Genomic DNA, 25761 nt, shown 5'->3' on the forward strand with positions numbered 1-25761 from the left:
CTTAATTACTTAACAACTGCCAAAATATCTTTTTCATGAAGGACTAAGTATTTTTCACCTTCGTAATTAACGTCAGTGCCTGAGTACTTATCGTAGAGCACAATATCACCCTCTGCAACAGTCATTGGAATTTTACTACCATTTTCAGCATAGCTGCCTGCACCTACAGCAACAACTTCACCTTCAGTTGGCTTTTGTTTAGCATTAGAAGCAAGGACGATTCCGCCTACAGTTTTTTCTTCTTCTTCTTTAACTTTTACGATCACGCGATCACCTATTGGTTGTAACACGTTTGTCCCTCCTAAATTCAATTTAATATCTTTAATTTTAGTCATTAGCACTCAAATTAGCTAAGTGCTAACTTATAATTATGATAATAACCCCTTTTTGTTTAAAATGCAAGAAAAAATTAGCACTTTTTCAATTAAAGTGCTAATTTGTTTTAATCACTAAGTCTACCTAATATTTATGCGGGCTACTTCTTATCACTTTCTAAAAAATAAATTAATGTTTGCAATTCAGTAGCTAAATCAACATTTTGTATTCGTATTCCGCTCGGAGCTGAGAGTCTGATCGGCGTAAAGTTCATAATTCCTTTAATACCTGCTTCAACCATTTCATCTGCTGTTTTTTGAGCTGTATTAGAAGGAACTGTTAAAATCGCAATTGTTATCTGTTGGTCACTCAGTTGCTTTTTAAGCTCACTCATATCATATACAGGAACGCCGCTTAAAATTTTGCCTGTTATTTTTTGATCTATATCAAAAGCACAAGAAATTCGAATATTATTACTTCGCTTAAAATTATAATTAAGCAAAGCATGTCCCAAATTACCAACTCCTACCAAAGCCACATTGGTTAAAGTATCTTGATTCAATATTTTTTTAAAAAAAGTCAGTAAGCTTTTTACATCATATCCATACCCACGCTTACCTAATGCACCAAAGTACGAAAAATCGCGCCTAATTGATGCACTATCAACTTGAACAGCTTCAGATAATTCAGTTGAGGAAACTTTCTCTTTGCCAGCTTCATTCAAGATGATTAAGTATCGATAATAAAGCGGCAGTCTTTTTGCTGTCGCCGTGGGAATTTTTATTTTTTCCATTTATTACAAAGCCTCCAACTTAATTATGCTAGCAAATTTCATTTGTGAATTACTCATCAATTATTTATTATTTTACCTATAAACTAGTGTTAGTTGCAAATATTTTTCACAATCTTTTAGATTTTAACACAACAAACACTACTTATCTAATTATTTTCAATGCCTCAAAAATCAACTATTAATTTATCTTGCTATATTTTGAAACAGACCATAGTCACTTTTAACTCGCTTCATATGCTAAAATAGTTTTTAGGTGAAAAATATGATAATTGCACAAGGACACGATTTAGAAAAACAATTTGGAGCTACTACACTATTTAAAAATGTCAATTTTTCAATCAATTCAAATGCAAGAATTGGCTTAGTGGGCTCAAATGGGGTAGGTAAAACTACTCTTTTAAAAATTATGACAGGTGAAGAAGAAGCTACACACGGTGAGTTTATTGTTAATAAAGCAATTGAAGTGGGCTACATCGCTCAAGAAAAAGCTTTAAATGAAAATAAAACCATTTGGGACGAATTACTCGGTGTTTTCTCTTCTTTAATCGAAATGAATAAACAAATGCAAGTAATGCAACAAAAAATAGCTGAACATCCTCAAGATAGTCAACTTTTAAAAAAATATGATCAATTACAATTTGATTTTGAGCAAAAAGGTGGCTACAGCTATCAAGCTGATATTAAAAGTATTTTACATGGCTTTAATTTCCCAGAAGAAACTTGGTCTAAAACTATCAGCAACCTATCTGGTGGAGAAAAGACCCGCTTAGCCTTAGTCAAACTACTTTTACATAAGCCCCCCCTACTTCTACTTGATGAGCCAACTAACTATTTAGATTTAAATACGTTAGATTGGCTAGAAGCATTCCTTAAAGGTTACAATGGAGCAATTTTAGTAGTTTCACATGATCAGTACTTCTTAGACCATTTGGCCAACCAAATCTTTGAATTACAATTTGGCCAATTAACAGCCTTCAAAGGTAATTACTCCGATTACGTAAAACAGCGTCAATTAAGGGATTGTCAGCAAGAAGAGGCTTACGAAAAGCAGCAAGAAAAAATTAAAAAAGATGAAGAATTTATCCAAAAAAATCTTGTTCGCGCCACAACTACTAAAAGAGCCCAAAGTAGACGTAAACAACTCGAAAAAATCGAGCGCATTACTCCACCAAAGCATAAAAACAAGGTCAAAATTAATTTCAAAAGTGATCGTCCCTCTGGTAAAGAGGTGTTAATCTTGCATGATTTATCAATTGGTTACCCTAATAAGGTCATGGTTAATAATATTAATCTGCAAGTTAATAAAGGCGATCGCATTGCTGTTATTGGACCTAATGGCATAGGTAAATCTACTTTACTAAAAACTATTATGAAGAAATTGCGACCTAAGACGGGTTCCATTAAATACGGAGCATCGCTTGATATTGGTTATTATGATCAGGAATTACAATTGCTGGATTCTAGTAAAACTGTGCTGGATACTATTTGGGATTGCCACCAAACTATGCCTGAACGTGATATCCGTGCTGTTTTGGCTAGTTTTTTGTTTACAGCAAAAGATATTGATAAAACGGTCGGACAACTTTCTGGTGGACAAAAAGCAAGATTAACGCTAACCGTTTTGTCCTTAGAACATAGTAATTTCTTATTGATGGATGAGCCAACTAATCATTTAGATTTGGAAGCCAAAGAAGTGCTTGAGCAAGCTTTACAAAAGTTCGATGGTACCTTACTATTTGTCTCACACGACCGCTACTTTATTAATCAATTAGCCAATAAGATTGTTGAAGTTAATCCTCAACAGGCAACAGTCTATGAAGGAGATTACACTTATTATTTAGATAAAAAAAATAAGCAACTTAACACCACCAAAATTGTGCCTAAGCTAGACAATGAAGACGCACAAAAAGCCACTAAATTATCTTACCAGGAGCAAAAAGTAAAAGACTCACAAAAGCGTAAACTACAGCGACAGGTTGAAGAAATTGAAGTTGAAATTGATAATTTAGAAAGACAACAGAAAACAATTCAGAGCGAAATGGCTGATCCGCTAATTGCAACTGACTTTAGCAAACTTGGACCTTTACAAGAAGACTTAGCAGCAATTCAAACTGAACTAACTAAAACGAATGAGAAATGGGAAAAGATCATGATTGAGCTTGAAAATTTTTAAAGTTAATAATAAATTTAATTTAATATTAACTTTAACATTAGAAAGGAGCGTCAATGGAGTATCAAGTAACTAAAAATATAAGTTTAGCAGCATTAAAATCTTTATATGAAAGTGTCGGTTGGACTTCATACACTGTAGACATGCCCTCTTTAAAAATTGCTCTTGAAAATTCCCTAGATGTTATTGCAGCCTTTGATAATCAACAATTAGTTGGCTTAATTCGAGTTGTCGGTGATGGTATTTCGATTATTTATATTCAAGATTTATTAATTCAACCTAAATATCAGCATAAAGGAATCGGTTCTCATCTAGTAACACTAGTCTTAAAAAAATACAAAAATGTAAGACAAAAATTATTATTAACCCTTGATGAACCTAACACTCGTTCCTTTTATCAAAAATGTGGTTTTATGTCCTGCGATCAAGGATCATTAGTAGCCTTTTATCGTGAATATTAAAAAAGTTGACTTCTTTAATAAAGAGGTCAACTTTTTTAATTCAAAATCTAATCAGCATAAGGTAATTCAAGTGAAGGATCGGCATTCAGCGCTAAATCAGCAAACTTTCCTTCGTTATATAAGTTATAGGCAGCTGCACCAATCATGGCTGCATTATCACCACACAATTTTAATTCTGGAAGAATAACTTTCAAGTCAAAGTTTGAAGGAAGTTGCTTAATTTCTATCTTCATCCGATCACGTAAACCTCGATTAGCTGCAACTCCACCGCCCATAATGAAAGTTTTAGGATGATATTGCTTAATTGCGCGTACTGTTTTTTTGGCTAAGACATCAACTACTGCTGCTTGAAAACTAGCCGCTAAATCATACTTATTCAAGCTCTGATGAAGCTGATCTGCATGGTGACAGGTATTGATAAAGGCACTTTTCAGACCAGAAAAAGAAAAGTCGTAATTGTCATCTTCCATCATAGCTCGCGGAAAGTTAAATGTATCTTGTCCCCGATGCGCCCACTCATCAATCGTCTTACCGGCGGGATAATTAACACCCAGCACTCGACCAATTTTATCATATGCTTCGCCTACAGCATCATCGCGCGTATCACCAACAATTTCAAAATGGGTTGCGTCCTTCAACAAAACAATTTCAGTATGTCCACCAGAAACTTGTAAAGCAAGTGCAGGATAATCAATTTTAGCAGTTAATTGCGCAGCCATGATATGACCCATAATATGATCAACGCCAATCAAAGGGATACCAGTTGCCATTGAAGCTGCCTTGGCAGCACTGACGCCAATTAAAAGTGCACCAACTAAGCCTGGTCCATAAGTTACAGCAATCGCATCAATATTCTTCCAAGTAACCTTTGCCTCTTCTAAGGCCTTTGTGGTGATTTGACTAATCACTTCAATATGGTGTCGACTAGCAACTTCAGGAACAACGCCACCAAAGCGTTGATGGCTTTTAATTTGAGTAGCCACCACCATACTTTCTACTTCACAACCATTTTTAACTACTGCAGTTGAAGTTTCATCACAGGAACTTTCATAAGCTAAAATACGGACTTCTTTTTTTCTATCCAAATTTAAATCCTTCCCTTTGTTAATGCCTTAATTCCAAAATCATGCCCAGACCATCTTGCTGAACATCTTGATAATAATTCGCGTGTACAAATCTAACTCGAAAGCCTAAACTTTCATAAAGCAGACGTGCCCTTTCATTGTCTGCCCTAACTTCTAAACTAATCAAGTAACATTGCTGCTTTTTAGCAAATTTAGATAAAAGTTGGATTAGATATGTGCCCAAACCATGATTTTGCCATGCTGGATCGACTGCTAAATTAGTAATATGCGCTTCCTTACCTTGTAGCCTTATTCCAGCTAAAGCAATTAACGCTGTTTCCTTGTAAACCAGCAAATAGAGCGAGTCATTTTTACACAATTCAGCTTGAAAAATTGTGCTATTCCATGGTAAGTAGCCTTGATAAACCCTGCTTTCCAGTAAAAGTATCTTAGAAAGGTCACTTAGTTGAGCTGGCACTATTTTTAAACAATGGTTGTTCATTTTAAAGGTAAACGCCTTAAAAGCAAGTCCGTGCTCTGAATAGAATGCTTGGCTAAACTTCTTCCACATACTTACTATCTGGGCCGAAATCTTGCCCCGTCTTTTTGTGCCAGTCTACTTCTGCTTGCGTTCGGCGCAGATAATTAGGTAATAATTTATCTGGCTTGACTGTTTTTTCAGAATTTGCTAATCGCCCAATAAGACCCGCATGAATTTGATTTTGTTGCATTGAGCCGTAACTGTATGGTACATCAATGTTTTTAATTAATTCTGCCTGTTTTTCAAAACCTGTACCCACAAAAATAACTTGCTTAAGTTTATGATCGACAAAATAATTTTTAATTTTCGTTAGTAATATATCAATATGATAATGACCATCAACAATTACATTAGTCAACTGCTTATCTGCATTTACATACGCACCAGCAAAGAAATTGTCATTGCGCGCATCAAGACCAGCAACAATAAGAGTTTGGGTTGCGTTACAACTTGCCGCTAATGCCTGTAGAGTTGAAACTCCAACCACTTCTTTTTGTAAAATACTGGCGAACATTTTTACTGTAGTTACGCCAATACGTAATCCCGTATATGATCCTGGTCCAAGCGCTACTGCGAAACGATCAATATCTTTAAGTTCCAAGTGATTAGACTCTAAAATATCTTTAATCAATGGATCAAGATGTTCACTATGATTGCGCTCATCAATTTCATTTTTTTCAACTACAATTGTATCATCTTGATTTAAGGCTACACTTAAATTATTAGTTGCGGTTGACACACTTAAAATTTTCATTTTTAACTACTTTACCTTTTTCAAATTATCGATTAATCTTGATGCGTGAAATTGCCATTAAAACAAAGTAAACCACTATCATTTGAACCCAGGGAACTATTATTTCCATTGGTGCTCGCTGAACTAATGCTGCCTTATAGTCTACATTATAGAGAAGATGAAGCCATAAGGTATTCATACCAACGTTTACAATAATTGAAACTAATAATACTGCAACCACAATTCGCCATATTTTTACTGGCTTTTGATAAAAGAATAAACCATAAATAAATGGACCTACCATTGCACTTAGTGTAAAGCCAATAAAAAAGCCCCCTTGATTGCCAAATAATGCTGAAGAAACCAAATCAGCAATTCCACCTCCAGCAGCACCCCAAACTGGACCAAACATATAACCTAATAAGACACTACCGATAAAACCTAGTCCAATATGAGCTAAGCTAGTTCCAATAGTAAAGCGCTCAAGAATAATTTTCATTGCAACTATAATGCCCAACAAAATCAAATCGCGCAATTCGATCTCTAGCATTTTTTTTATTGGCATTCACAGCACTTTCTTTCCATATTTAATTTAGTTTTTTATAAAAAAGCATAAATTATATTATAACTTGCGCCATAATATTTCACAAACTGATTTGTCATTTCGATCTTGATCACTAATTGCATGATATGACTTAATCTCTGTTTCATGATCAACAGTAGTTATACATGAATATGGTAGATCACCATAACGGACTTCTAAATTAAACTTAATGTCAATTACTTTCGCTACATGCTGCTTTAAAAATTCCCGATCAAACATATCAATAAACCAATTAAAATAGTGCCCATTGGTCATATGATGATTAGTATCTAAATCATCATAGCACACCCGATACTGCCGCTTTTTGTCATACTTTGCTTGAACTCTTAATCGGGGAAAACGTGGCAATTTTTTCAAAAAAGGAATACCAATTTCGGCCATCATTTCTTGATCAGTCGAAACTAATTTACGCTTTTGTAAATCAAACAAAACCCATTCACTTTCTACATTAATTAGTTCATTTCCTTTTTGATCACTGAAAAGATAATTTCGATATTCTAAAAAGCGGTTATAGCCTACCGGTTCAGTCGAGACAATAATTTCTTCGTTTGGTTTGGGTAAGCGATTAATTTCGATATGATATTGCGTTACCACCCAGCCAAGTCCCTTTTTAGCTAAGGCATTAGTACTTGCAATTCCACTACTTAACTGATGTTCGGAAACACTCATCATTAAATCAATCATTGCCGGTAATTTTAAATTTTCATTTTCATCACATTCATAAAATTCTACTTGATGTTTTTCACTATATCTCATTTGATCTACCTATAATTTTTCTTGATGGTAACGCTCATATAATTCGTTTTTAGATACATTATTTGTGGTTGCAACTTGCTTAATAGCTGATTTTTTGCTTTCACCTTGACTAACTTGTCTATCTACTAATTCAATTAACTCAGGCCATGTTAATGATTGGGGCTGGTCAGAATTTGGCGATATCAAAATCACAAATTCTCCTCGAGGAGTATTCTGCTTAAAATAATTGGTCACTTCTTCAAGTGTACCACGTATAAATTCTTCATGAATTTTAGTTAATTCACGTGCAACGACAATTTTACGCTCAGGTGAAATAACAGTCTTCATATTAGCTAGTGTTTTAGATAAACGATGCGGTGCTTCATAAAAAATTGAAGTTACATGTGCAGCATTCATTTGGTTAAAAAATGGCTGTTGCTCACCTAATTTCCGTGGCAAAAAGCCATAATATGTAAATGGCTGTGCATCAAAGCCAGATGCAATTAGAGCTGTTGTAAAAGCTGATGCCCCAGGCAAAGGGATTACTGCAATATCATTTTCAATGCAATGCTGTACCAAAATATAACCTGGATCAGAAATGACTGGCATACCGGCATCGCTAATCTCAGCAATTACTGCTCCTTCTTTCATCATCTTAACTAATTCTGGTGCCCGTTCTTGTGAATTATATTTATGAAAAGCTAACATGTGATTGTGAACACCAATTTTTTCTAATAAGATTCCACTAGTTCTTGTATCTTCTGCTGCAATATAATCTACATTTTGTAAAATATTTTTTGCTCTGATTGTGATATCTTCTAAGTTTCCAATAGGAGTCGGTACTAAATAAAGTTTACCTTCATCTTTATCATAACTACTTTGCCGTTGCATCTAATCTATCCTTTACCGTGATTTCTTTTTCTCACCAAAATTGTCGAGAATATCTAAACAAAACATGCAATCTGAACTAGGATCGCGATGCGAGCCATAGTACATATTACAAATGTGATAGCCTGAGTTATAAATTTGCCGTAACGATTCTAAACCACTTTGATTTTTGATTGAACCATTATTGGCTGCATTTAGTTTATCCATCTTTTCACGAAGTAATTGATTTTCCACTTTTAGCTCAGTATTTTCTTTAAGTGTATCTAAAATACTGTTTTCTAAACTCTCAATTGTCTTAGTCATCCTGACCATTGATTCATGGAGTTGTTGTAACTTTGAATAAGAATCCACCATCTATACACCTACCGTTTCCATTGCAAAGCCAGATAATCAAGAAGATTACGAAAATTAACATTACTACAACGCATTTGATCTATTTTAAGGAGGTCGTTTAGCATTTTGCCACCTGACTGCAAATTACCACTATCAATATCTTTTTGGGCTAAATCTTTTAATAAAAACCATAAATAATCTTGTTTTGCTCTACTTTTGACTGTATCAGCAAGTTGATGGGCGCTAACTAAAGCTAGTGGATTTTGTTCCACCATTTCTTCGTAAAAATATTTGCCCAACTTTGCTAAATTTGTTGTATCATCAAGTTCTTCAAGCTCATTTTGACTAAAGCCTTGTTCTATTAGTTTTTCGTTCCTATCAGTATTTTGTGAATTAGGTACAAAATTGATTATTTGCGTGCGCGATTTAATTGTTGGCAAGATTTGATTCACATTATTTGCGATTAAAATTGTAACTACCGGTGCAATCGGTTCTTCCAATAAATTAAGCAACGCATTAGCAGCGGGAAGAGATAATTTTTCAGCTTGATTAATAAAAAAGAACCTTATAGGGCTCTGAACTGGGCTCTTAGCTAGTTCTTCTTTTAAAAAACGAATTTGATCAATACTTAAACTTTGCTTATTTTCAGGTTCAATAAGTAAAACATCAGGATGATTACCTGAAATGATTTGCTGGCAATTCTTGCAAGTTCCATCCGGCTTTTCCATCCCAGTGCAATTGGATAAGCAAGCAAGCCAATAGGCTGTATTTACTGCTTCTTGTCCATTGATATCTATAAACAGATAACTATGGCCTAATTTCCCTTGTTCATAAGTACGCCTTAAGAAAGCAACTTGCTTTTGAGCGGGATTAGTAATATCAACTAGCATTTAAAATTTCTTAAATTCTTCTACTGACAACACAAAACACGTTGCACCGCCCACAGTAATTTTAACTGGTTGCCGGCTCACATCAAAACCAGTCATCATCATATTAGGGTTCATATACTCTTCGCGTGCTTTTGATTCATCCTTAATGATGCGCAAAACTTTTTTAACACGTTGCTCATCAACTCCAATCATAAACGTAGTATTTCCTTCGCTTAAAAAGCCCCCGGTAGTTGATAATTTAGTAACTGGAATACTTTCCTTAACAAAGGCATGTTGTAACTTATTAGCGTCTTCTTTTTGAACAATTGCAATTATTAGTTTCATTATATTTAATCCTTTAACAATTCTTTTGGTAAACTGTTTATAATAATTTTAGCACAAGCCTGTACCACTTGATTAAGTGGCTTTTGCGCATCAACTATTTTGATCCGTACAGGATTTTCTTGAATAAGTTTCAGGTAACCATGGTAAACTTTTTGATGAAAAACTAATTCTTCTTGATCTAAGCGATCCACTTTTATTGAACGATTTTTTACAATTCTAGCTAAACCAACTTTAGGTTCGATATCTAAAAAAATTGTTAAATTTGGTTCAATTTTACTAGTAGCAAAATCATTAATTTCTTTAATAGCAGAAATTCCCAGATTACGGCCAACCCCCTGATATGCAAGTGAGCTGTCCACAAAACGATCCGAAAATACAATTTTTCCTGCTTTAAGAGCTGGAATGATAGTTTCTGCCATATGCTGACTACGAGCTGCTGCATATAGCAACGCTTCTGTTTTGGCACTTATTTTTTCATTGTCGGGATCTAAAATGATCTGCCGAATTTTTTCTGCAATTTGTGAACCGCCTGGTTCACGTGTTACTAGATATTGTGTTTTGATGAGTGGCGCAATTTTAGCGACCACATGTTCTAAAACTGTACTTTTTCCGGCCCCATCTGGCCCCTCAAAACTGATAAAATAACTTTTCATAAAACTCTCCATGAGTCTATTCTACAAGAGTTTGTTCTATATGAACACCCTAACGTACTTTTAATTTAAACAAAAATAAAAAAGTCCTATAATCAAGGACTTTTTATTCTGAAATCGCATTGGTAAAACCACTAAATCTTGTGTTTCGGTGCCGTGCCTCGTCATACAAAAAAGCATATTTAGCAAGTAAAATTTTCCCTGCAACTATATTATTTTCTGACATATCAAGCGTTGTTGCATCTAAACTTTTTTCTACTGCAATTTCGGCTTGTAATTTTTCAATAGTAGTTATTAATCGCTGATCGCCTAATTCTTTAACTTTATTTTGTGACATTAAATTGATGTTCTCCCTTGTACTGCCCGCTTTAAAGTAATTGAATTTGCATACTCAATATCACTACCTACAGCAAGACCTGCAGCCAAACGTGTCACTTTAATTCCAGCCGGCTTAATTAACTTTCCAATATACATCGCTGTTGCTTCACCTTCTGGCGTTGAGTTTAGGGCTAAAATCACTTCTTTAACCTGGTCTTGTTTTTGTAAGCGAACAATAAGCGATTTAATGTTGATTTCTTCTGGACCAATCCCATCTATTGGCGATAAAACACCATGTAAAACATGATATAAACCGCTATATTCGCCCATTTCTTCAAAAGCCATGACATCTTTAGGTTGTTCAACCACCATAATCGTTGACTGCTCACGCTCAGAATTGCTACAAATTACACATGGGTCGTGCTCTGTGATATTGCCGCAAATCGAACAACGATGCAATTTTGCTTTAACTTCATTTAGTGCAATACTAAAATCATGAACATCATCATCAGGCATATCAAGTGTATAAAAAGCTAAGCGAATTGCTGTTTTTTCACCAATTCCGGGCAACTTCATATAAGAATCAATTAAATGTGCAATTGGTGTTGGATATTGCAATTAAATCATACCCTTCGTGTACTTACCTAAACTAGCTTGTGTAGCCTCATCAATTTTTGTTAATCCCTTATTAACTGCATCAATCACTAAGTCTTGTAACATATCTGGATCATCTGGATCAATGGCATCTTTGTTAATTTTAATCCCCTTTAAGTGGCGATCACCACTAAAGGTGGCCACAACTAAATCATCAACCGAGCTACCAGTAAATTCTTGCTCAGTGAGATTTTGTTGTTCTTGCGTCATTTGCTCTTGTAACTTTTTAGCTTGTTTCATCATTTGTTGCATATTCATGCCACCAATTCCACCAAAACTAGGTCTTTTACTCATCTTTTTCTCCTTTATTAATCTTTTATATTTACTGCTTCACCAAATAAGTCTTTGGCTTTGGCAACAACTTCAATATCAGTTTTATCCTTAAGTTCACTTAATTCTTTACTACTATTTTTGGGACTAGCAGTCTGCTTTTTTTTATTTGCCAGCTCTTGCCGATGGCTTTGTAAAAATTCACTGCGAACAGTAAACCAATCCTTATCTGGGACTAAAACAATTTCATAATTATGTTGCGTCGACTTGGCAATTTGATTAGTTATTATTTGTAATAAATCTTCATCTGAACTTGCTTTTTCAAACCAAAGGGTATACTTGCATTTCATTACAACTTGGTCTGAACTCGCTGCTACTGGCTCTAAGACCTCAAGAACGGCTCTTTGTGAAACACCTAGAACCGACTGTAAATCAGCCCAAACATCTTTAATTGTCTGCAAATCATGTTTGGTCGCATTTTCCAAAACATGATAAACCCGTTGCCGATTCTGTTGGCTAGTGTGCCCACTCTTTTTCGCTCTTTTTACGCTTTTAATTTCTTTGACTGGCTTGCTCTTTTTCGTCACACTATTATTTTCACTATTAATATGGTAGACTCGGCTACTATTAATGCTAGTTGTAGTCTCACTTAAGGAAGATACTTTTTGCTTTAAAACGACCATTTGCTCTTTTAAAGCATGAATTTCTTCGCTTAATTTTTTTTCAGAATTAGTGCTATTCGCTTCACCTAAGCTAGTTTGACTAGTACTTTCAACTATGAATACTTCAAGTGGGATTTGTTGCTGATTGGTATATCTCAAATTAGTCAAAGCATTATTGGCAAAAACTATCAGATCAAAATAGCTATCTACTGTAAATTCTTTAATTTGCTCAATGAAAGTTTCACTACAAAAATTACTATGATCATCAGTCCCAGTTTTGAGCACTAACAAACAGTTAGTTGCCAAATCAATTAACTCATCTAAAATATTTTTTGAGCTGGCACCCTGTTGTAACTGCTTATGGGCAAGTTCTATTGCCTTAACGGCATCCTTATTTAAAATTGCTAATAAAATTTGTTCAATCGTTTCTCTAGCAGCAAAACCTGTAATTTCTAAGGCAGTAGCATATTTTACTGTATCTTGTTCATAACTTAATAATTGATCTAAGATACTTAATGCATCCCGCATACCACCATCAGCAACTTGAGCAATCACCTTTAAAGCTCGATCTTCATATTTGATATTTTCTTGCTCAAGAATATACTTCATCCGTTGCTTAAGATCATGATTAGTAATCCGTTTAAAATTATAACGCTGCGTTCTAGAAATAATGGTAGCAGGAACTTTTTGCAATTCGGTTGTTGCCAAAATAAAAACTACATGCTCAGGTGGCTCTTCCAATGTCTTCAATAGTGCATTAAATGCCCCCATTGATAACATGTGAACCTCATCAATAATATATACCTTATACTTACCCTGCGTAGGCGCATATTTTACTTTATCACGAATCTCACGAATTTCGTCAACCCCATTATTTGAGGCAGCATCAATTTCCATGATATCAGCCATAGCACCCTTATCAGCAGCAATACAATTAGCACATTCATTGCAGGGCTCGCCATCTTGGAGATTAGTACAATTTAAAGCTTTGGCAAAAATTTTTGCACACGAAGTTTTCCCTGTTCCCCGCGGTCCAGCAAAAAGAAAAGCATGCGAAATGGTACCACGCTTAATCGCGTTTTTTAAAGTATTTGTAATATCTGCTTGACCAACTACACTGCCAAAAGTTCGTGGTCGCCATTTGCGGTATAAAGCTTGATAAACCATTGATAATCTTCCCTAGTAAAAAACTCTTAACTCTTCGAAAGAGTTAAGAGTTTGTAAATGTCTAATAAAAGGCACATGTCCAAGCAACCTTAGTGCTGCTACCTTCCGGTCCTGACACGCTTTGGAGGTCGAACATTGCCCATAAAGTATAATAACTTATTTTACTAAATTTTTCCACTAATTTGCGGAATCTTTTCCGATTTCCTGATCATTTTTTAAAGCTTTTTTGGCTAATTTTTGTTTCCGGCGAATTGCCCGGAAAAAATCCTTTAACATTTGACTAGCTTCTTCACGGTATAAGCCGCGAATAACCTGAGGATGATGATTAAATTTACTAATGCTAAACAAGTCAATCACACTGCCTGCCGCACCAGCTTTAGGATCCAAGGCGCCAAAGTAGACGCTTTTTATTCTGGAATTGATAATTGCCCCAGCACACATTGGGCATGGTTCTAGTGTGACAAACAAGCTACAATCGATTAATCGCCAAGTGTTTAGCTTAGTGCATCCCTGCCTAATTGCCATCATTTCAGCATGTTGCGTAGCATCTTGATCAAGTTCGCGCCGATTATACCCGCTACCAATAACTTGACCAGCTGGATCCACTAAAATTGCACCAATAGGAACTTCACCTTTTTCTTGCGCTTTATTTGCTTGCTCAAAGGCTAATTGCATGTACTTTTTCTTTTCTTCACTTGAAAAAGACATTAATTATTCACCGCCTGCAAAATGTAGTAACCTTTGTCTCGGTCCAAGATGGTGCAATTCCCAAAAGTAGCCTTTAAAAGCTTGTGTGCACTAGGTTCACCTTGCTTTTTTTGGATGACAACAAGAATTTTGCCATTTTTAACCAGGTAATTTTTAGCACCCGATAAGATGCTGGTAACAACACTTTTACCAGCACGAATTGGCGGATTAGTCACAATTAGCCCAAATTTTTTGTCATTCGCTATTTTCTCATAAACATTAGACTGATAAATTGCCACATTGCTTATTTGATTCATGGCGGCATTTCTCTTTGCTAGCGCCAAACCGCGCTCATTGACATCAATCATCTCCACAGTTTGCTCTGGCCAAAATTTCGCAGCAAAAAGGCCCAACGGACCATAACCTGCTCCGACATCTAAAATTCCTTTAGCGGGAAAAGAAACTTGGGCCATCTGCTTAATTAAAGCACCTGAACCATAGTCGACCCGCATTTTTGAAAAAACACCTGCATCCGTGGTGAATTTTAGATCTATTCCAGCAACATGATAGTCAACTATGTGCTCATCATGGTCCGAAGTCGGATTAGCCACATAATACATTTGATTTTTTTGCTCAGTCATAATTTTCTCGTTTCCTAAAACAGTCTGTCCTAGATAATTTTAGCGAACACAATGCTTTTTGCAAATCGATTTACTTAATCATTAATAAAAAAATTAGTTGACTCATGGTTCTAGCCCTAAGCAAACTAGCTAATTTTTAATTTTTTTCATGAGCGCTAATTGATGCTTTTTTCCAGTCCATGGATCATTATAATAAAGTCGTTTCTTAAATATCCAGTTAATGTTAATGCGTGATTGAAAAAAACATCAATTCCACTAACCTAAACTACGACTAAATAGGAATGCAAAAGCTTATTCTTTATTGCTGTTAAACTTACCCCAGTCCTTACTTTTACCGTTTCAAACTCAAACATCGTAATTGTTGTTAATAAATAGTAGCCAAGGTCGCTTTTTCATTTGTTTACGCTTCCTATTTATCTAAATTACTTACATTATAAAGCAAAATCAATAGTAATTGTAGCTATGTAAATAAAAAACGTAATTTTACCTTTTGCTCAAATTAATCTATATTACTATATTACGTATTGTTATTTATAAACATTAGTTATACAATTTTAAATAAAAACTTTTTAAGGAGAAATATTAGGATGATAATAACTATTGACGATAAAAATATATACAGAAATATACATTTATTGCTTTACATCATTTTACTTGTACTGATTGTGTTCATGTTTATTTTTTTAATAGGTTTCATTATTGATCATAATACAAACTATGACCGCAACAAATTATCTATAAAAATTAAAAAAAGAACTGTTGCTAATACAATTGGAGGAGGACAAGAATATTACCTTAGATACTGGATATGGCAAAGAAAAAAGAGAAAAGCAATAATCTATCTACTGTCTTCAATGACAAGAGACAAATTTTGTTATCCTAATAAAGCTTGGAGAAAGGCTGGACTAGTTAAATTCCCAGGCCGAAGAGAATGTTGGATTAATGCATCCGATTTAGATCCAAACTGTTTTAATAATAATGATTAATCCAAAAACGCGTATCTGCAATTCTGATGTAAACCCAAAAATTAGGACAGTGTAATAAAATTTAATTAAGGACTAATTCCCGATTTTCAATCAGACTTAGTCCTTTTAGTTTTGCTTTGATTCGTTGCCTGTTATAGTACTGATATATTTTTGAATTGTTTCTTCCAGTTCGTTTAATTGGGCTTCAAAGCCATTGAACATTTCTCGTTTGAGTATGCCACAGAAGCTTTCCGTCAATCCGTTATCTACGAGTTACTCTTACCCAACATGGACTGTTCGATTCCATTAGCCATACTTGAAACTTAGATGCTGGTTCTGCCAGCCTTAAACTGTATGAAAGAAAGATTAGGACTGCAGGGCAATTGCCTCTTGCATACAGCCATTAACAATAGACGACAGGTAAGTCTTATGACCATTGAGCTTGAACTAAGTTACCCCTGAGTACCACTTATGTTCTAGGTAAATCGCGATAAAATTACGTTTGATCAAATCGGACTTAATTGGACCTTATTGCCGCGATCCTTATCTTTATTCTTCAACGTGTAGTAATAATTACTGTGGAATAAACACAGAGATTAGGATTGGCATTCATAGCAGCAAGAATAAAAGCTATGCTGAGTTTAAGTTCACGCCAATGACGTAAACTATGATAGATTTTTCAAGGAGTGAAAAATGATAAAAGTGAAGAAAGCTGCTTAAGCGCTATATCCGTACTAGTTGCGTTGACCATTATCAGCTGTTAAAATGGCAAGAGCCGTAAAATTAACAATAACACTTCTGCTAAAACCACTCAACAACAGAAAAAAAGAATGATCTAAAAGTTAGAACATAAAAAAACAGCGTAATCTCAAAAACACTGAAATCACGCTACTTTTTATTAACTTGTCCAGTCGGACTATAACTATTTCAAAGTTACAGAAGCGCCAACTTCTTCAAGTTTAGCCTTAATGTCGTTAGCTTCATCTTCAGAAACGCCTTCCTTAACGTTCTTAGGTGCGCCATCAACAAGATCTTTTGAGTCCTTAAGGCCAAGTCCAGTAATATCACGGACAACCTTAATAACCTTAACCTTTTCTTGGCCTGCACTAGTCAATTCTACATCATAGCTTGACTTAGCTTCAGCTTCACCAGCAGCACCAGCTACAGCAACTGGAGCAGCAGCTGAAACGCCAAATTCATCTTCAATAGCCTTTACAAGGTCATTTAATTCAAGAATTGAAGCACTCTTTAAGTCTTCAATAATCTTTTCAGTATCTAAAGCCATACTTATGTATCCTCCGAAATTTTAATATTTAGAAAAAAATTATTTTATTTATTCTGCAGATTCATCCTTTGAATCAGCAACAGCTTTAACAGCATATGCGAAATTGCGCACAGGTGCTTGTAATACAGAAACAAGCATTGAAAGCAAGCCTTCGCGACCTGGGATAGCAGCAAGAGCCTGGATTTCTTCTTTAGAAGTTATCTTACCTTCAAGCATACCACCCTTAATGTCAATAACATCAAAGTCCTTCTCATACTTAGCAACAATTCGAGCAGGCTCAGTAATATTATCTGCATTATCAGTGTAAACAACAGCTGTTGGTCCAACAAAAGTGTCTTCAAGACCTTCAATGCCCGCCTTAGCAGCCGCACGTCTTAAGTAAGTATTCTTAATAACCTTCATCTTAACATCATTAGCACGAAGTTCTTGACGCATGTTGGTAACTTCTTCAACAGTTAAGCCAAGGTAATTAATCACCAAAACAGCTTTGGCAGCTTTAAGTTCTTCAGCAAATGCATTAACAAACTTTTCTTTTTCAGCAATAGCAGCTTTACTCAAACGAATTCACCTCCATCAAATTCATTAATAAATTCCATAAGGCCTAAAAACTCCATGCCAAGCAAGACATGGAGTTTTAAAAATCTTCATCATCTTCTGGCCTCGGCGGGAAATTAAGGCACTAGACCACCCGCGTCTTAGGTAGAATTTACTTTCAATAGTATAGCAGGCTTGCATTGTAAAAGCAAGCTATCAATTATTTTTATTCTCAATTAGTTCAAATAATTCACCAGAAACCTTATAAATTACCCAATTGGCAATATTAACTATATGGTCACTAATTCTTTCAAGTAAACGAATAATCACAAAGTAACTAGCTGAAGCAACGGCAACGTTGGGATCTTGTTCAACCCCATCAATAATCATTTTTCGGGCTTTCTTATAATCATCATAAACTTCTTTATGACCTTCAACCATTTCACGCGCAGTCTTTTCATCTTCTTGCACATAAGCTGTCAGAACCTTAATTAGCATTGAACGCACCTGATGAGTCATCCGTGAAATAATTTCTTCGACTTCTGAGATACGCGGATTACCTTTAACACGTACAGTCTCTACCGCTATACTATTAGCATTCTCACCAATTCTTTCAAGGTCTGTAGTTGCTTTAAGAATACTAATTACTACCCGAAAATCAGTTGCAACTGGTTGCTGCAAGGCCATTAAGTCTAAAGCTTTTTTTTCAATTCTAATTGCTTCTTTGGCCACTTCTTTATCTTCTTCAATCATTTCTTGGGCCATCATTTTATCATGGGCCACAAATGATCGGGTTCCTTTGTCAATTAAATCATTAACTAGTACACCCATTTCCATAAATCTGGTATTTAATTTTTTTAGTTCATCTAAAAATATTTCATGCATAAAAACTTACTCCTATATATTAACCGAACCGACCATTTAGATAATTACTAGTAATTTCTTTTTTAGGTGCCAAAAACATTGCTTCAGTTGAGCCAGATTCAATTAATTCACCATTCATTAGAAACGCCACTTGATCTGAAACGCGACTAGCTTGTTGCAAGTTATGGGTCACCATAATAAAGGTGTACTTTTTCTTTAATCCCATTAGAGTTTCTTCAATTTCTGCACTTGAAATTGGATCTAATGCGGAGGTCGGTTCATCAAGCAAAACCACTTCTGGTCTAACTGCCAAAGCACGAGCAATACAAATTCTTTGTTGCTGCCCACCAGAAAATTCTTGAGCATTTCGCTGTAAATTATCTTTAGTTTCTTCCCAAATTGCAGCTTGCTTTAAACTTTCTTCAACTCGCTGCTCAATTACAGTTTTATCTTTAACTCCAGCTACTCTCAGACCATAAGCTACGTTATCAAAAACTGAAAACGGAAAGGGGGTCGGCTGTTGAAAAACCATCCCAACTTTTTTTCGCAAAGAAACTAAATCAAGATGAGTATGATAAATATCCTTATCTTCTAACAAAATTTTGCCACTAATTTTAATATTATCGATATCATCATTCATGCGATTTAAGCAACGTAAGAAAGTCGACTTACCACATCCAGATGGACCAATTAATGCTGTTAATTTTTGAGCTGGAAATTTTAAAGTTATTCCATGTAAGGCTTCATATTTTCCATAGCTCAATTTAACATCTTGTGCTTCCATGACATTTTTCATACGCTTGCTCCTTTAGCCAAAACTACCTTGAATATACTTTTCTGTGATTGAGCCCTGCGGATTAGTAAAAATATTAGAGGTGGTGTCATATTCAAGTGCATGGCCTAAATGAAAGAAAGCTGTATATTCACTAATCCTTGATGCCTGCTGCATATTGTGTGTAACCATAACCATCGTATATTTTTCTCGCAACTGCTTTAACGTATCCTCTAGTTTAGCTGTTGAAACTGGATCTAATGCACTTGCTGGTTCATCCAAAAGCAAAATTTCAGGCTTTAGGGCAATCGCCCGCGCAATACATAACCGCTGCTGTTGTCCACCAGAAAGGGCTAATGCGCTTTGGTCTAATTTATCCTTAACCTCATCCCACAGAGCAGCTGCCCGCAAACTTTCTTCAACTAATTGTTCCAAAGTAGCTTTATCATGCTGCCCGTTTGCTTTTAAAGCATAGATAATATTATCTTTAATTGATTTGGGAAAAGGATTAGGTTTTTGAAAAACCATTCCAATTGTCTTACGTAATTCATAAACATTAATCTTCTTTTGGTTCACATCAAGATCATGAAAAATTATACTACCATCAACTCTAGCAACCTGATCATTCATGCGATTAAGTGAACGTAAAAATGTCGATTTACCTGATCCTGAAGCACCGATAAGTGCTGTGATTGTATTTTTTTTAAAGCCCAAACTAACATCAAACAGTTTTTGAATTGTACCGCCATAAAATACACTCAAATCTTGTGTATAAATAGCACACTCGTCTTCATCAAAAGTTTTAATATAGTTAGGTTGATTTTGCCAATTTTCCATAGAAGTTCCTTATTTTATCTTAGCCCCAGTTAATCGTTTATACAGATAATTACCTAGTGCCCGAGCACCAAAATTAAATATAATTACCACAATTACTAATAGAGCGGAAGTAGCTGCTGAAACAACATTTACATCTGGAATAATTCCTTCTGTATTAACTTTCCAAATATGAACAGCCAATGTTTCAGCGGGACGCATTACGTTTAAAAAACTAGTTGGGCTGAACATATTCCAGTTTGAATAGTCGACTGTCGAGCCACTTTGACCTGCTGTATAAATTAAAGCTGCTGCTTCACCAAAAACACGTCCTGCACTTAAAATTACTCCAGTGATTATTCCGGGTAAAGCGGCAGGAATTACAATTCCTCGAATAGTTTTCCAATTTGATAGTCCCAAAGCCCAACCTGCTTCACGTTGGGTCTGCGGTACACCTTTAATTGCTTCTTCAATATTACTTGTTAAAATTGGTAAATTGAAAAAGGTTAAGGCAAGCGCACCAGAAATAATAGAAAAACCTAACCCAAATTGCACTACAAATACTAAATAACCAAATAAGCCAACAACTATCGATGGTAAAGAACTCAAAATTTCAATTGTAGTTCTAATTAATTGCGTTAGCCAATTATTGGCTGCGTACTCGGCAAGGTAAATCGCTGCCCCCAGTGCAATTGGTAGCGAAATAATTAAAGTTAATAGTAGCAAATAAAGTGAATTAAACAGTTGATCTCTAATTCCTCCCCCAGCTTCAAAAGAAGAAGAACTGGAGGTTAAAAACTGCCAAGATAAGTGTGATATCCCTGAAAATATAATATTACCAATAATACCAATTAATAACAAAATTACGATGGCAACTAAAAAATAAATTACCCCGGTAGCAATTTGATTATTTCTTTTTGAATTCATAATAACACTAGCCCTTCTTTCCAATTAAGTGTACTAAGAAATTGAAAAATAAAGACATCACTAATAACAACAAAGCTAATGACCATAATGCATTATTAGGTAAAGTTCCCATTACTGTGTTACCCATTTGACTGGTTAATTGACTAGTTAAAGTAGCTGCTGGGCTAACCAAATTAAACGGCATCAATACAGCATTCCCAATTGCCATTTGTACAGCTAGTGCTTCGCCAAAAGCCCGAGCCATTCCAAATATAATTGCCGTCATTATTCTACTTCTTGCCGCCCGTAAGACAACATGATAAATAGTTTGCCATTTAGTTGCTCCTAAAGCTGCTGATGATTTACGTAGCTCTTTGGGCACCGCTTTAAAAGCGTCAACGGTAAGTGAAGTAATCGTTGGCAAAACCATAACAAATAAAACTAAAGTTGCAGTTAAAATACCAAAACCAGTACCACCAAAAATTGTTCTAATCAACGGTACTACCACCGTTAACCCTAAAAAGCCATAAACAACAGATGGAATACCAACTAACAGTTCAATCACAGATTGCAATAAATTTGCCCGCTTATGAGAAACATATTCTGTCATAAATAGTGCTACAGCCACTGAAAACGGGGTGGCAATTAAAGCTGCTAAAAGTGTTACTGCAAAAGAAGTAACAATCATCGCCGCTGCCCCGACATGATCTTTTCCTGCACTTGGGTTCCAATCAGATGAAAATAAAAATTTGAATATATTAACTTTATCATTGAAAAAAGTAGCTAAGCCATGACTACCAACAAAGCCAATAATAGCAATAATTAAAATTACAATTAAAATAATTGCTAAAAAGGTCAACCCTTTCCCCCAGCGTTCTTGTCGAGTTTCTTTTGATGGCTTAGTCAGTCGTGCTACATCAATATTTCTGGGATCGATTCCCTTAAATTTAACATGTGGAACCTTTTGCGCCGAGATTGCTTTTTCAACAACCTTTTGCAAATCCTGTTCTTTTTTTACCATAGTTAATTCCTTATCTTTGAAACTTTATTTTGACTGTCACGAACAACTTTCATTTCATTTATACTTAAATAACCAATTTTTGGTACTACTTCTTTTTGTACCTTTGGGCTCAATACGTAATCAATGAAGGCCGCTGTTGCTTTATTAGGCTTGCCCTTAGTATACATATGTTCATATGACCATAATGGCCACTTATTGGAAGGAATATTCTTATTATCAGGCACAACATGATTAATACTTATCTTTTGAATATTTTGATCATTAGCGTAAGGAAAGGAAATATAGGAAATTGTTCCTGGGGTAGAATTAACAATTTTTTTAACACTACCATTGGAGTCTTGTTCTTGTGAATTGACTGCATCTTTACCATTAAGTATTAGATCCTCAAAAGTTGACCTTGTCCCACTACCACGCGAGCGGTTAATTACAATGATTGGTAAATTTTTTCCGCCAACCTCATGCCAATTTTTTATTTTACCAGTAAAGATATCAGCTAATTGTTTTTTTGACAAATTCTTGATGCCCACAGCTTTATTAGCAATTGGAACTATCCCCACTATTGCTACAGGGTAATCCTTTAATTTTTGGGCATCGATTCCCTTTTGTGTCTCAGCAAAAACATCTGAAGTACCCACTTCAACTGCTCCTGCTTGAACCTGGCTCAAGCCAGTACCTGAACCGCCACCTTGTACAACAATATTACTATTAAGGTGAGCCAGATGATAATCATTACCTGCTTGCTCGATGAGCGGTTGCAAGGCACTAGAACCAACTATAGTGATTTTTTGACCGTTTTTGCTGCAACCAACTAAAAAAAGCGGCACTAACAAACAGCAGGCCAGCAGTTGGACAAAATTACTTTTTCGCATTATAAATTCCTCAATTAAACATTTTAATTTCAATTTTAGTTTATCAAAACTTGAGCAATCAACCAATCATAATTACTTAAAATTAAGTAAAAAAAAGACAACTTGCTAAGCGGCAAAGTTGTCCTTATTATTTATTCAAATTAATCCAAATTTAGTGGATCCAATTTAATTCCAGGGCCAAAAGTTGCAGCAACTGCTACACTCTTAACATATTGCCCTTTGGCAGCTGATGGACGCGCACGCAAAATAACGTCACGCAAAGCATCAAAGTTTTCAATCAATTGTTCATCAGTAAATGAAACTTTACCAATTGCAGCATGAATCGAAGCTTGACGGTCAACACGATATTCTACTTGACCAGCCTTAACATTCTTAACTGCTTTTTCAACATCCATTGTTACAGTTCCGGTCTTAGGGTTAGGCATTAAACCTTTAGGCCCTAAAACTCTACCTAAGCGACCTACTTTGGCCATCATAGTTGGGGTAGCAACAACAACATCAAAATCTAAGTAACCGTTTTGTACTTTTTCTACCAAGTCATCAGAGCCAACTTCATCAGCTCCAGCTGCTTTAGCTTGCTCAGCTTGAGCACCTTCAGCAAAAACAATCACTTTTTGCGTTTTACCGGTACCATTAGGCAAAACAATTGAACCACGAATCTGTTGATCTGCTTGTTTAGGATCGACACTTAAATTGTATGAAACTTCAACTGAAGCATCAAAGCCTGCATATGAAGTTTCCTTAACTAGCTTCATTGCTTCAGCGACTGAATACAATTTCTTTGAATCTACTTTTTTAGCAGCTTCTAAATATTTTTTACCATGCTTTGGCATGTGATTTCCTCCTTAATATGTGGTCAAGCAAGCCTAAGGCTCTCCCACCTAAATTGTTATAAATAACAGGATTAGTCTTCGACTTCGATACCCATACTTCTAGCAGTACCTTCAATCATCCGCATAGCAGCTTCGATATCAGCAGCATTAAGGTCCTTCATCTTAGTTTCAGCGATTTCCTTAACTTGATCTTTAGTAACCTTACCAACCTTCTTGGTGTTAGGTTCGCCAGACGCCTTATCAATTTTAGCTGCTTGCTTCAAAAGTACTGGAGCAGGTGGAGTCTTAGTCACGAATTCAAATGAACGATCTTCGTAAACTGTGATGACTACAGGGATAATCATGCCTTTTTGATCAGCAGTTCTAGCATTGAAGTCTTTGGTAAAGCCAACAATGTTAATTCCAGCTTGACCTAAAGCAGGACCAACTGGAGGAGCAGGTGTTGCAGCACCAGCTGGTATTTGTAATTTGACAACGTTAATAACTTTTTTTGCCACGGTCAAAACCTCCTTGATTCCGTGTGCGGTTAAAATGGAAGAGTATCTACTCTTCCTCCCACAATAATAAAACTACGTTAATAGCGTAACATCGTTTAAGTTGATTTGCAATAATTGAGATAATTTTAACTGATTTTCTTTACCTGATCATAATCTAATTCAGTTGTAGTTGCCCGGCCAAACATATCAACCGAAACAAAAAGTTTGTACTTATCCGGTTGAATTTCTGTAATTTTACCTTCAACTCCATTAAAAGCTCCATCAATAATGGTAACTGTTTCACCAACTTCAAAATCAATTTGCGGACGCTTGGCTGGTTCACCCTGTTGCCGCAACAGACGATTCACTTCTTCATCAAGTAATGGTGATGGTTTAGATCCCCCACCATGAGAACCAACAAAACCAGTGACATTAGGGGTATTTCGTACAACAAACCAACTTTCATCTGTCATAACCATTTCCACTAATACATAACCTGGAAAGATTTTTTCTTCAACTTCTTTTTTCTTATCATTAACTTTTTCAATTTTCTCTTGTTCAGGAACCATTACCCGAAAAATATAATCCTGCATCCCCATGCTTTGTGCCCGTGAAAGCAAGTCAGATTTAACTTTGTCTTCATATCCAGAATACGTATGCAGAACGTACCATTGTTTTTTAGTTGTTTCAACCATTATTAAAATTCTCCTTTTATTTTTGGCAAAGAAAAAAACCTCTGCACTAGAGGTCTCTTTAATTATATGCATTATAACACGATTAGCAAATCTATGCCATTACATCACTATTTGTGTCAAACTGCTAAACAATAAGTCTAACAAACCTAAATAAGTGGCAAACAAAATTGAAGTAACAATCACAGTTCCCGTATCGTGACGATTCTGCTTGGCAGATGGCCAAGTAACCAGTTTCATTTCTTCAACAACACTTTTAAAAAACTTAATCACTACTTCTTACCTCGTTTCTTTATGTAAAGTCATTTTACTGCAATGCTTACAAAATTTATTCAATTCAAGTCGCTGAGTGCGATTTTTACTTGCCGTGATTGAGTAATTACGCGAGCCACAACGGCTACAAGCTAAAGCTGCTTTTTTCACTGCCATAATCTCACTTCCAAACTATTGTATTTTAGCAAACATTTTTTTCTTAAGCAATTAATTTAATACTTCTACGCCATTTAGCTATTTTAACCTAAAACTAAGTCTAAGTACTAATTATTAGCAAATTAATTAATTAAAAATCTACTTTTTAAGATTTTCAGTTAAGAATAATTTTATTTTTTCATCACCAACATTTAAAAAATAAAGCATGTCTTCCTCAGCCTTGATAGCATCTCTGCCATCTTTTTCCAGCAAATAATCCCAGAGAACATCTCTAACGGAAAGTTCCAAGTCGCTCCAATCAAATACTTCTTTCATTGGTTGGTTTAATAAAGTTGATTTGCTTAACTCCTCTGTCATCTTACATACCTTTCCACATATTTTCTAAGGATTCATTATACATCT

The 25761-nt window shown here is 35.4% G+C and carries 36 protein-coding genes, 1 other RNA gene and 1 other annotated feature; of the genes, 3 read left to right on the top strand and 34 right to left on the bottom strand.

Annotated elements, in window-relative coordinates:
* Positions 1 to 5: 5 nt before the first annotated feature.
* Together groES and F5ESL0225_RS05840 are read right to left on the bottom strand one after the other, a co-directional pair.
* A complete protein-coding gene (groES, locus tag F5ESL0225_RS05835; RefSeq protein WP_090093860.1) occupies positions 6 to 290 on the bottom strand; it encodes a co-chaperone GroES in 285 nt (94 codons plus the stop codon).
* A gap of 185 nt (positions 291 to 475) precedes the next feature.
* Positions 476 to 1108 (bottom strand): redox-sensing transcriptional repressor Rex, encoded by a 633-nt coding sequence (locus F5ESL0225_RS05840; protein ID WP_090093857.1) that lies wholly within the window; start codon positions 1106 to 1108, stop codon positions 476 to 478.
* 262 nt (positions 1109 to 1370) lie between these two features.
* Here F5ESL0225_RS05840 and F5ESL0225_RS05845 point away from each other — a divergent pair, with 262 nt between their 5' ends.
* Both F5ESL0225_RS05845 and F5ESL0225_RS05850 read left to right on the top strand, forming a co-directional pair.
* The gene (locus F5ESL0225_RS05845) at positions 1371 to 3281 is read left to right on the top strand and encodes an ABC-F family ATP-binding cassette domain-containing protein (protein WP_122048066.1); all 1911 of its coding nucleotides are present in this window, start codon (positions 1371 to 1373) and stop codon (positions 3279 to 3281) included.
* Between the two features lie 53 nt (positions 3282 to 3334).
* On the top strand, positions 3335 to 3739 hold the full coding sequence (locus F5ESL0225_RS05850) for a GNAT family N-acetyltransferase (RefSeq protein ID WP_090093853.1): 405 nt from the start codon (positions 3335 to 3337) through the stop codon (positions 3737 to 3739).
* 47 nt (positions 3740 to 3786) lie between these two features.
* Here F5ESL0225_RS05850 and tsaD read toward each other — a convergent pair whose 3' ends face one another.
* From tsaD to F5ESL0225_RS05935, 17 genes are all read right to left on the bottom strand, one after another.
* Positions 3787 to 4824, bottom strand: a complete 1038-nt coding sequence (gene tsaD / locus F5ESL0225_RS05855; RefSeq protein WP_122048067.1) for a tRNA (adenosine(37)-N6)-threonylcarbamoyltransferase complex transferase subunit TsaD — start codon at positions 4822 to 4824, stop codon at positions 3787 to 3789.
* Positions 4825 to 4843: 19 nt separating this feature from the next.
* Positions 4844 to 5305 (bottom strand): ribosomal protein S18-alanine N-acetyltransferase, encoded by a 462-nt coding sequence (rimI, locus tag F5ESL0225_RS05860; protein ID WP_158592402.1) that lies wholly within the window; start codon positions 5303 to 5305, stop codon positions 4844 to 4846.
* A gap of 52 nt (positions 5306 to 5357) precedes the next feature.
* Positions 5358 to 6098 (bottom strand): tRNA (adenosine(37)-N6)-threonylcarbamoyltransferase complex dimerization subunit type 1 TsaB, encoded by a 741-nt coding sequence (gene tsaB, locus F5ESL0225_RS05865; RefSeq protein ID WP_122048069.1) that lies wholly within the window; start codon positions 6096 to 6098, stop codon positions 5358 to 5360.
* Between the two features lie 25 nt (positions 6099 to 6123).
* The gene (locus F5ESL0225_RS05870; RefSeq protein WP_122048070.1) at positions 6124 to 6642 is read right to left on the bottom strand and encodes a folate family ECF transporter S component; all 519 of its coding nucleotides are present in this window, start codon (positions 6640 to 6642) and stop codon (positions 6124 to 6126) included.
* 57 nt (positions 6643 to 6699) lie between these two features.
* Entirely contained in the window at positions 6700 to 7437 is a 738-nt protein-coding gene (locus F5ESL0225_RS05875; RefSeq protein ID WP_122024862.1) for an acyl-[acyl-carrier-protein] thioesterase, read from the bottom strand.
* A gap of 9 nt (positions 7438 to 7446) precedes the next feature.
* Positions 7447 to 8307, bottom strand: a complete 861-nt coding sequence (gene rsmI, locus F5ESL0225_RS05880; protein ID WP_122048071.1) for a 16S rRNA (cytidine(1402)-2'-O)-methyltransferase — start codon at positions 8305 to 8307, stop codon at positions 7447 to 7449.
* A gap of 12 nt (positions 8308 to 8319) precedes the next feature.
* On the bottom strand, positions 8320 to 8655 hold the full coding sequence (gene yabA / locus F5ESL0225_RS05885) for a DNA replication initiation control protein YabA (protein ID WP_090093887.1): 336 nt from the start codon (positions 8653 to 8655) through the stop codon (positions 8320 to 8322).
* An 11-nt stretch (positions 8656 to 8666) separates the two neighbouring features.
* Positions 8667 to 9527 (bottom strand): DNA polymerase III subunit delta, encoded by an 861-nt coding sequence (locus tag F5ESL0225_RS05890; protein WP_122048072.1) that lies wholly within the window; start codon positions 9525 to 9527, stop codon positions 8667 to 8669.
* Entirely contained in the window at positions 9528 to 9851 is a 324-nt protein-coding gene (locus F5ESL0225_RS05895; RefSeq protein ID WP_118895924.1) for a cyclic-di-AMP receptor, read from the bottom strand.
* A gap of 5 nt (positions 9852 to 9856) precedes the next feature.
* Positions 9857 to 10504, bottom strand: coding sequence for a dTMP kinase (gene tmk, locus F5ESL0225_RS05900; RefSeq protein WP_122022076.1), 648 nt, complete (start codon positions 10502 to 10504; stop codon positions 9857 to 9859).
* Positions 10505 to 10607: 103 nt separating this feature from the next.
* Complete coding sequence (locus F5ESL0225_RS05905; RefSeq protein WP_090093835.1) at positions 10608 to 10838, bottom strand: YaaL family protein; 231 nt, start codon at positions 10836 to 10838, stop codon at positions 10608 to 10610.
* Entirely contained in the window at positions 10838 to 11437 is a 600-nt protein-coding gene (gene recR, locus F5ESL0225_RS05910; protein WP_118895926.1) for a recombination mediator RecR, read from the bottom strand. The genes F5ESL0225_RS05905 and recR overlap by 1 nt, the downstream gene beginning before the upstream one ends.
* Positions 11438 to 11767, bottom strand: coding sequence for a YbaB/EbfC family nucleoid-associated protein (locus tag F5ESL0225_RS05915; protein ID WP_090093831.1), 330 nt, complete (start codon positions 11765 to 11767; stop codon positions 11438 to 11440).
* A gap of 14 nt (positions 11768 to 11781) precedes the next feature.
* The gene (dnaX, locus tag F5ESL0225_RS05920) at positions 11782 to 13572 is read right to left on the bottom strand and encodes a DNA polymerase III subunit gamma/tau (protein ID WP_122048073.1); all 1791 of its coding nucleotides are present in this window, start codon (positions 13570 to 13572) and stop codon (positions 11782 to 11784) included.
* Positions 13573 to 13627: 55 nt separating this feature from the next.
* Positions 13628 to 13721, bottom strand: an RNA gene (ffs, locus tag F5ESL0225_RS05925) — signal recognition particle sRNA small type.
* Positions 13722 to 13749: 28 nt separating this feature from the next.
* Positions 13750 to 14280: a tRNA adenosine(34) deaminase TadA gene (tadA, locus tag F5ESL0225_RS05930; protein ID WP_122022078.1), complete on the bottom strand. Its 531-nt coding sequence runs from the start codon at positions 14278 to 14280 to the stop codon at positions 13750 to 13752.
* A complete protein-coding gene (locus F5ESL0225_RS05935) occupies positions 14280 to 14900 on the bottom strand; it encodes a class I SAM-dependent methyltransferase (RefSeq protein WP_122048074.1) in 621 nt (206 codons plus the stop codon). The genes tadA and F5ESL0225_RS05935 overlap by 1 nt, the downstream gene beginning before the upstream one ends.
* Before the next feature lie 587 nt (positions 14901 to 15487).
* On the opposite strand from F5ESL0225_RS05935, the gene F5ESL0225_RS05940 reads away from it, so the two are divergent.
* A complete protein-coding gene (locus F5ESL0225_RS05940; RefSeq protein WP_122048075.1) occupies positions 15488 to 15886 on the top strand; it encodes a hypothetical protein in 399 nt (132 codons plus the stop codon).
* 105 nt (positions 15887 to 15991) lie between these two features.
* Here F5ESL0225_RS05940 and F5ESL0225_RS05945 read toward each other — a convergent pair whose 3' ends face one another.
* From F5ESL0225_RS05945 to F5ESL0225_RS06015, 15 genes are all read right to left on the bottom strand, one after another.
* Positions 15992 to 16123 (bottom strand): IS3 family transposase, encoded by a 132-nt coding sequence (locus F5ESL0225_RS05945; protein WP_147441728.1) that lies wholly within the window; start codon positions 16121 to 16123, stop codon positions 15992 to 15994.
* Between the two features lie 664 nt (positions 16124 to 16787).
* The gene (rplL, locus tag F5ESL0225_RS05950) at positions 16788 to 17150 is read right to left on the bottom strand and encodes a 50S ribosomal protein L7/L12 (RefSeq protein ID WP_090093824.1); all 363 of its coding nucleotides are present in this window, start codon (positions 17148 to 17150) and stop codon (positions 16788 to 16790) included.
* Positions 17151 to 17198: 48 nt separating this feature from the next.
* Positions 17199 to 17708 (bottom strand): 50S ribosomal protein L10, encoded by a 510-nt coding sequence (gene rplJ / locus F5ESL0225_RS05955; RefSeq protein ID WP_090093822.1) that lies wholly within the window; start codon positions 17706 to 17708, stop codon positions 17199 to 17201.
* 34 nt (positions 17709 to 17742) lie between these two features.
* Positions 17743 to 17868 (bottom strand) — a sequence feature (ribosomal protein L10 leader region).
* A gap of 32 nt (positions 17869 to 17900) precedes the next feature.
* A complete protein-coding gene (gene phoU, locus F5ESL0225_RS05960) occupies positions 17901 to 18569 on the bottom strand; it encodes a phosphate signaling complex protein PhoU (RefSeq protein ID WP_090093820.1) in 669 nt (222 codons plus the stop codon).
* A gap of 19 nt (positions 18570 to 18588) precedes the next feature.
* Positions 18589 to 19344, bottom strand: a complete 756-nt coding sequence (pstB, locus tag F5ESL0225_RS05965; protein ID WP_122022082.1) for a phosphate ABC transporter ATP-binding protein PstB — start codon at positions 19342 to 19344, stop codon at positions 18589 to 18591.
* A gap of 12 nt (positions 19345 to 19356) precedes the next feature.
* Positions 19357 to 20157, bottom strand: a complete 801-nt coding sequence (gene pstB / locus F5ESL0225_RS05970; RefSeq protein WP_090093816.1) for a phosphate ABC transporter ATP-binding protein PstB — start codon at positions 20155 to 20157, stop codon at positions 19357 to 19359.
* A gap of 9 nt (positions 20158 to 20166) precedes the next feature.
* Positions 20167 to 21060: a phosphate ABC transporter permease PstA gene (gene pstA / locus F5ESL0225_RS05975; protein WP_090093814.1), complete on the bottom strand. Its 894-nt coding sequence runs from the start codon at positions 21058 to 21060 to the stop codon at positions 20167 to 20169.
* 7 nt (positions 21061 to 21067) lie between these two features.
* Positions 21068 to 22060 carry a phosphate ABC transporter permease subunit PstC gene (gene pstC / locus F5ESL0225_RS05980; protein WP_122022084.1) on the bottom strand — a complete coding sequence of 331 codons (993 nt, stop codon included), beginning with the start codon at positions 22058 to 22060 and terminating at the stop codon, positions 21068 to 21070.
* 2 nt (positions 22061 to 22062) lie between these two features.
* Entirely contained in the window at positions 22063 to 22929 is an 867-nt protein-coding gene (locus F5ESL0225_RS05985) for a phosphate ABC transporter substrate-binding protein (protein WP_122022085.1), read from the bottom strand.
* Positions 22930 to 23069: 140 nt separating this feature from the next.
* A complete protein-coding gene (rplA, locus tag F5ESL0225_RS05990) occupies positions 23070 to 23762 on the bottom strand; it encodes a 50S ribosomal protein L1 (protein WP_090093808.1) in 693 nt (230 codons plus the stop codon).
* Between the two features lie 71 nt (positions 23763 to 23833).
* Entirely contained in the window at positions 23834 to 24259 is a 426-nt protein-coding gene (rplK, locus tag F5ESL0225_RS05995; RefSeq protein ID WP_090093806.1) for a 50S ribosomal protein L11, read from the bottom strand.
* Positions 24260 to 24384: 125 nt separating this feature from the next.
* A complete protein-coding gene (gene nusG / locus F5ESL0225_RS06000; RefSeq protein WP_090093805.1) occupies positions 24385 to 24933 on the bottom strand; it encodes a transcription termination/antitermination protein NusG in 549 nt (182 codons plus the stop codon).
* 99 nt (positions 24934 to 25032) lie between these two features.
* Complete coding sequence (secE, locus tag F5ESL0225_RS06005) at positions 25033 to 25203, bottom strand: preprotein translocase subunit SecE (RefSeq protein WP_090093804.1); 171 nt, start codon at positions 25201 to 25203, stop codon at positions 25033 to 25035.
* 6 nt (positions 25204 to 25209) lie between these two features.
* Positions 25210 to 25359 (bottom strand): 50S ribosomal protein L33, encoded by a 150-nt coding sequence (rpmG, locus tag F5ESL0225_RS06010; protein WP_118895935.1) that lies wholly within the window; start codon positions 25357 to 25359, stop codon positions 25210 to 25212.
* A 138-nt stretch (positions 25360 to 25497) separates the two neighbouring features.
* Positions 25498 to 25716, bottom strand: coding sequence for a hypothetical protein (locus F5ESL0225_RS06015; RefSeq protein WP_122022086.1), 219 nt, complete (start codon positions 25714 to 25716; stop codon positions 25498 to 25500).
* Positions 25717 to 25761: the final 45 nt, after the last annotated feature.

Origin of the sequence: Lactobacillus sp. ESL0225 (genome assembly GCF_003692905.1) — a bacterium.
Lineage (GTDB): Bacteria > Bacillota > Bacilli > Lactobacillales > Lactobacillaceae > Lactobacillus > Lactobacillus bombicola.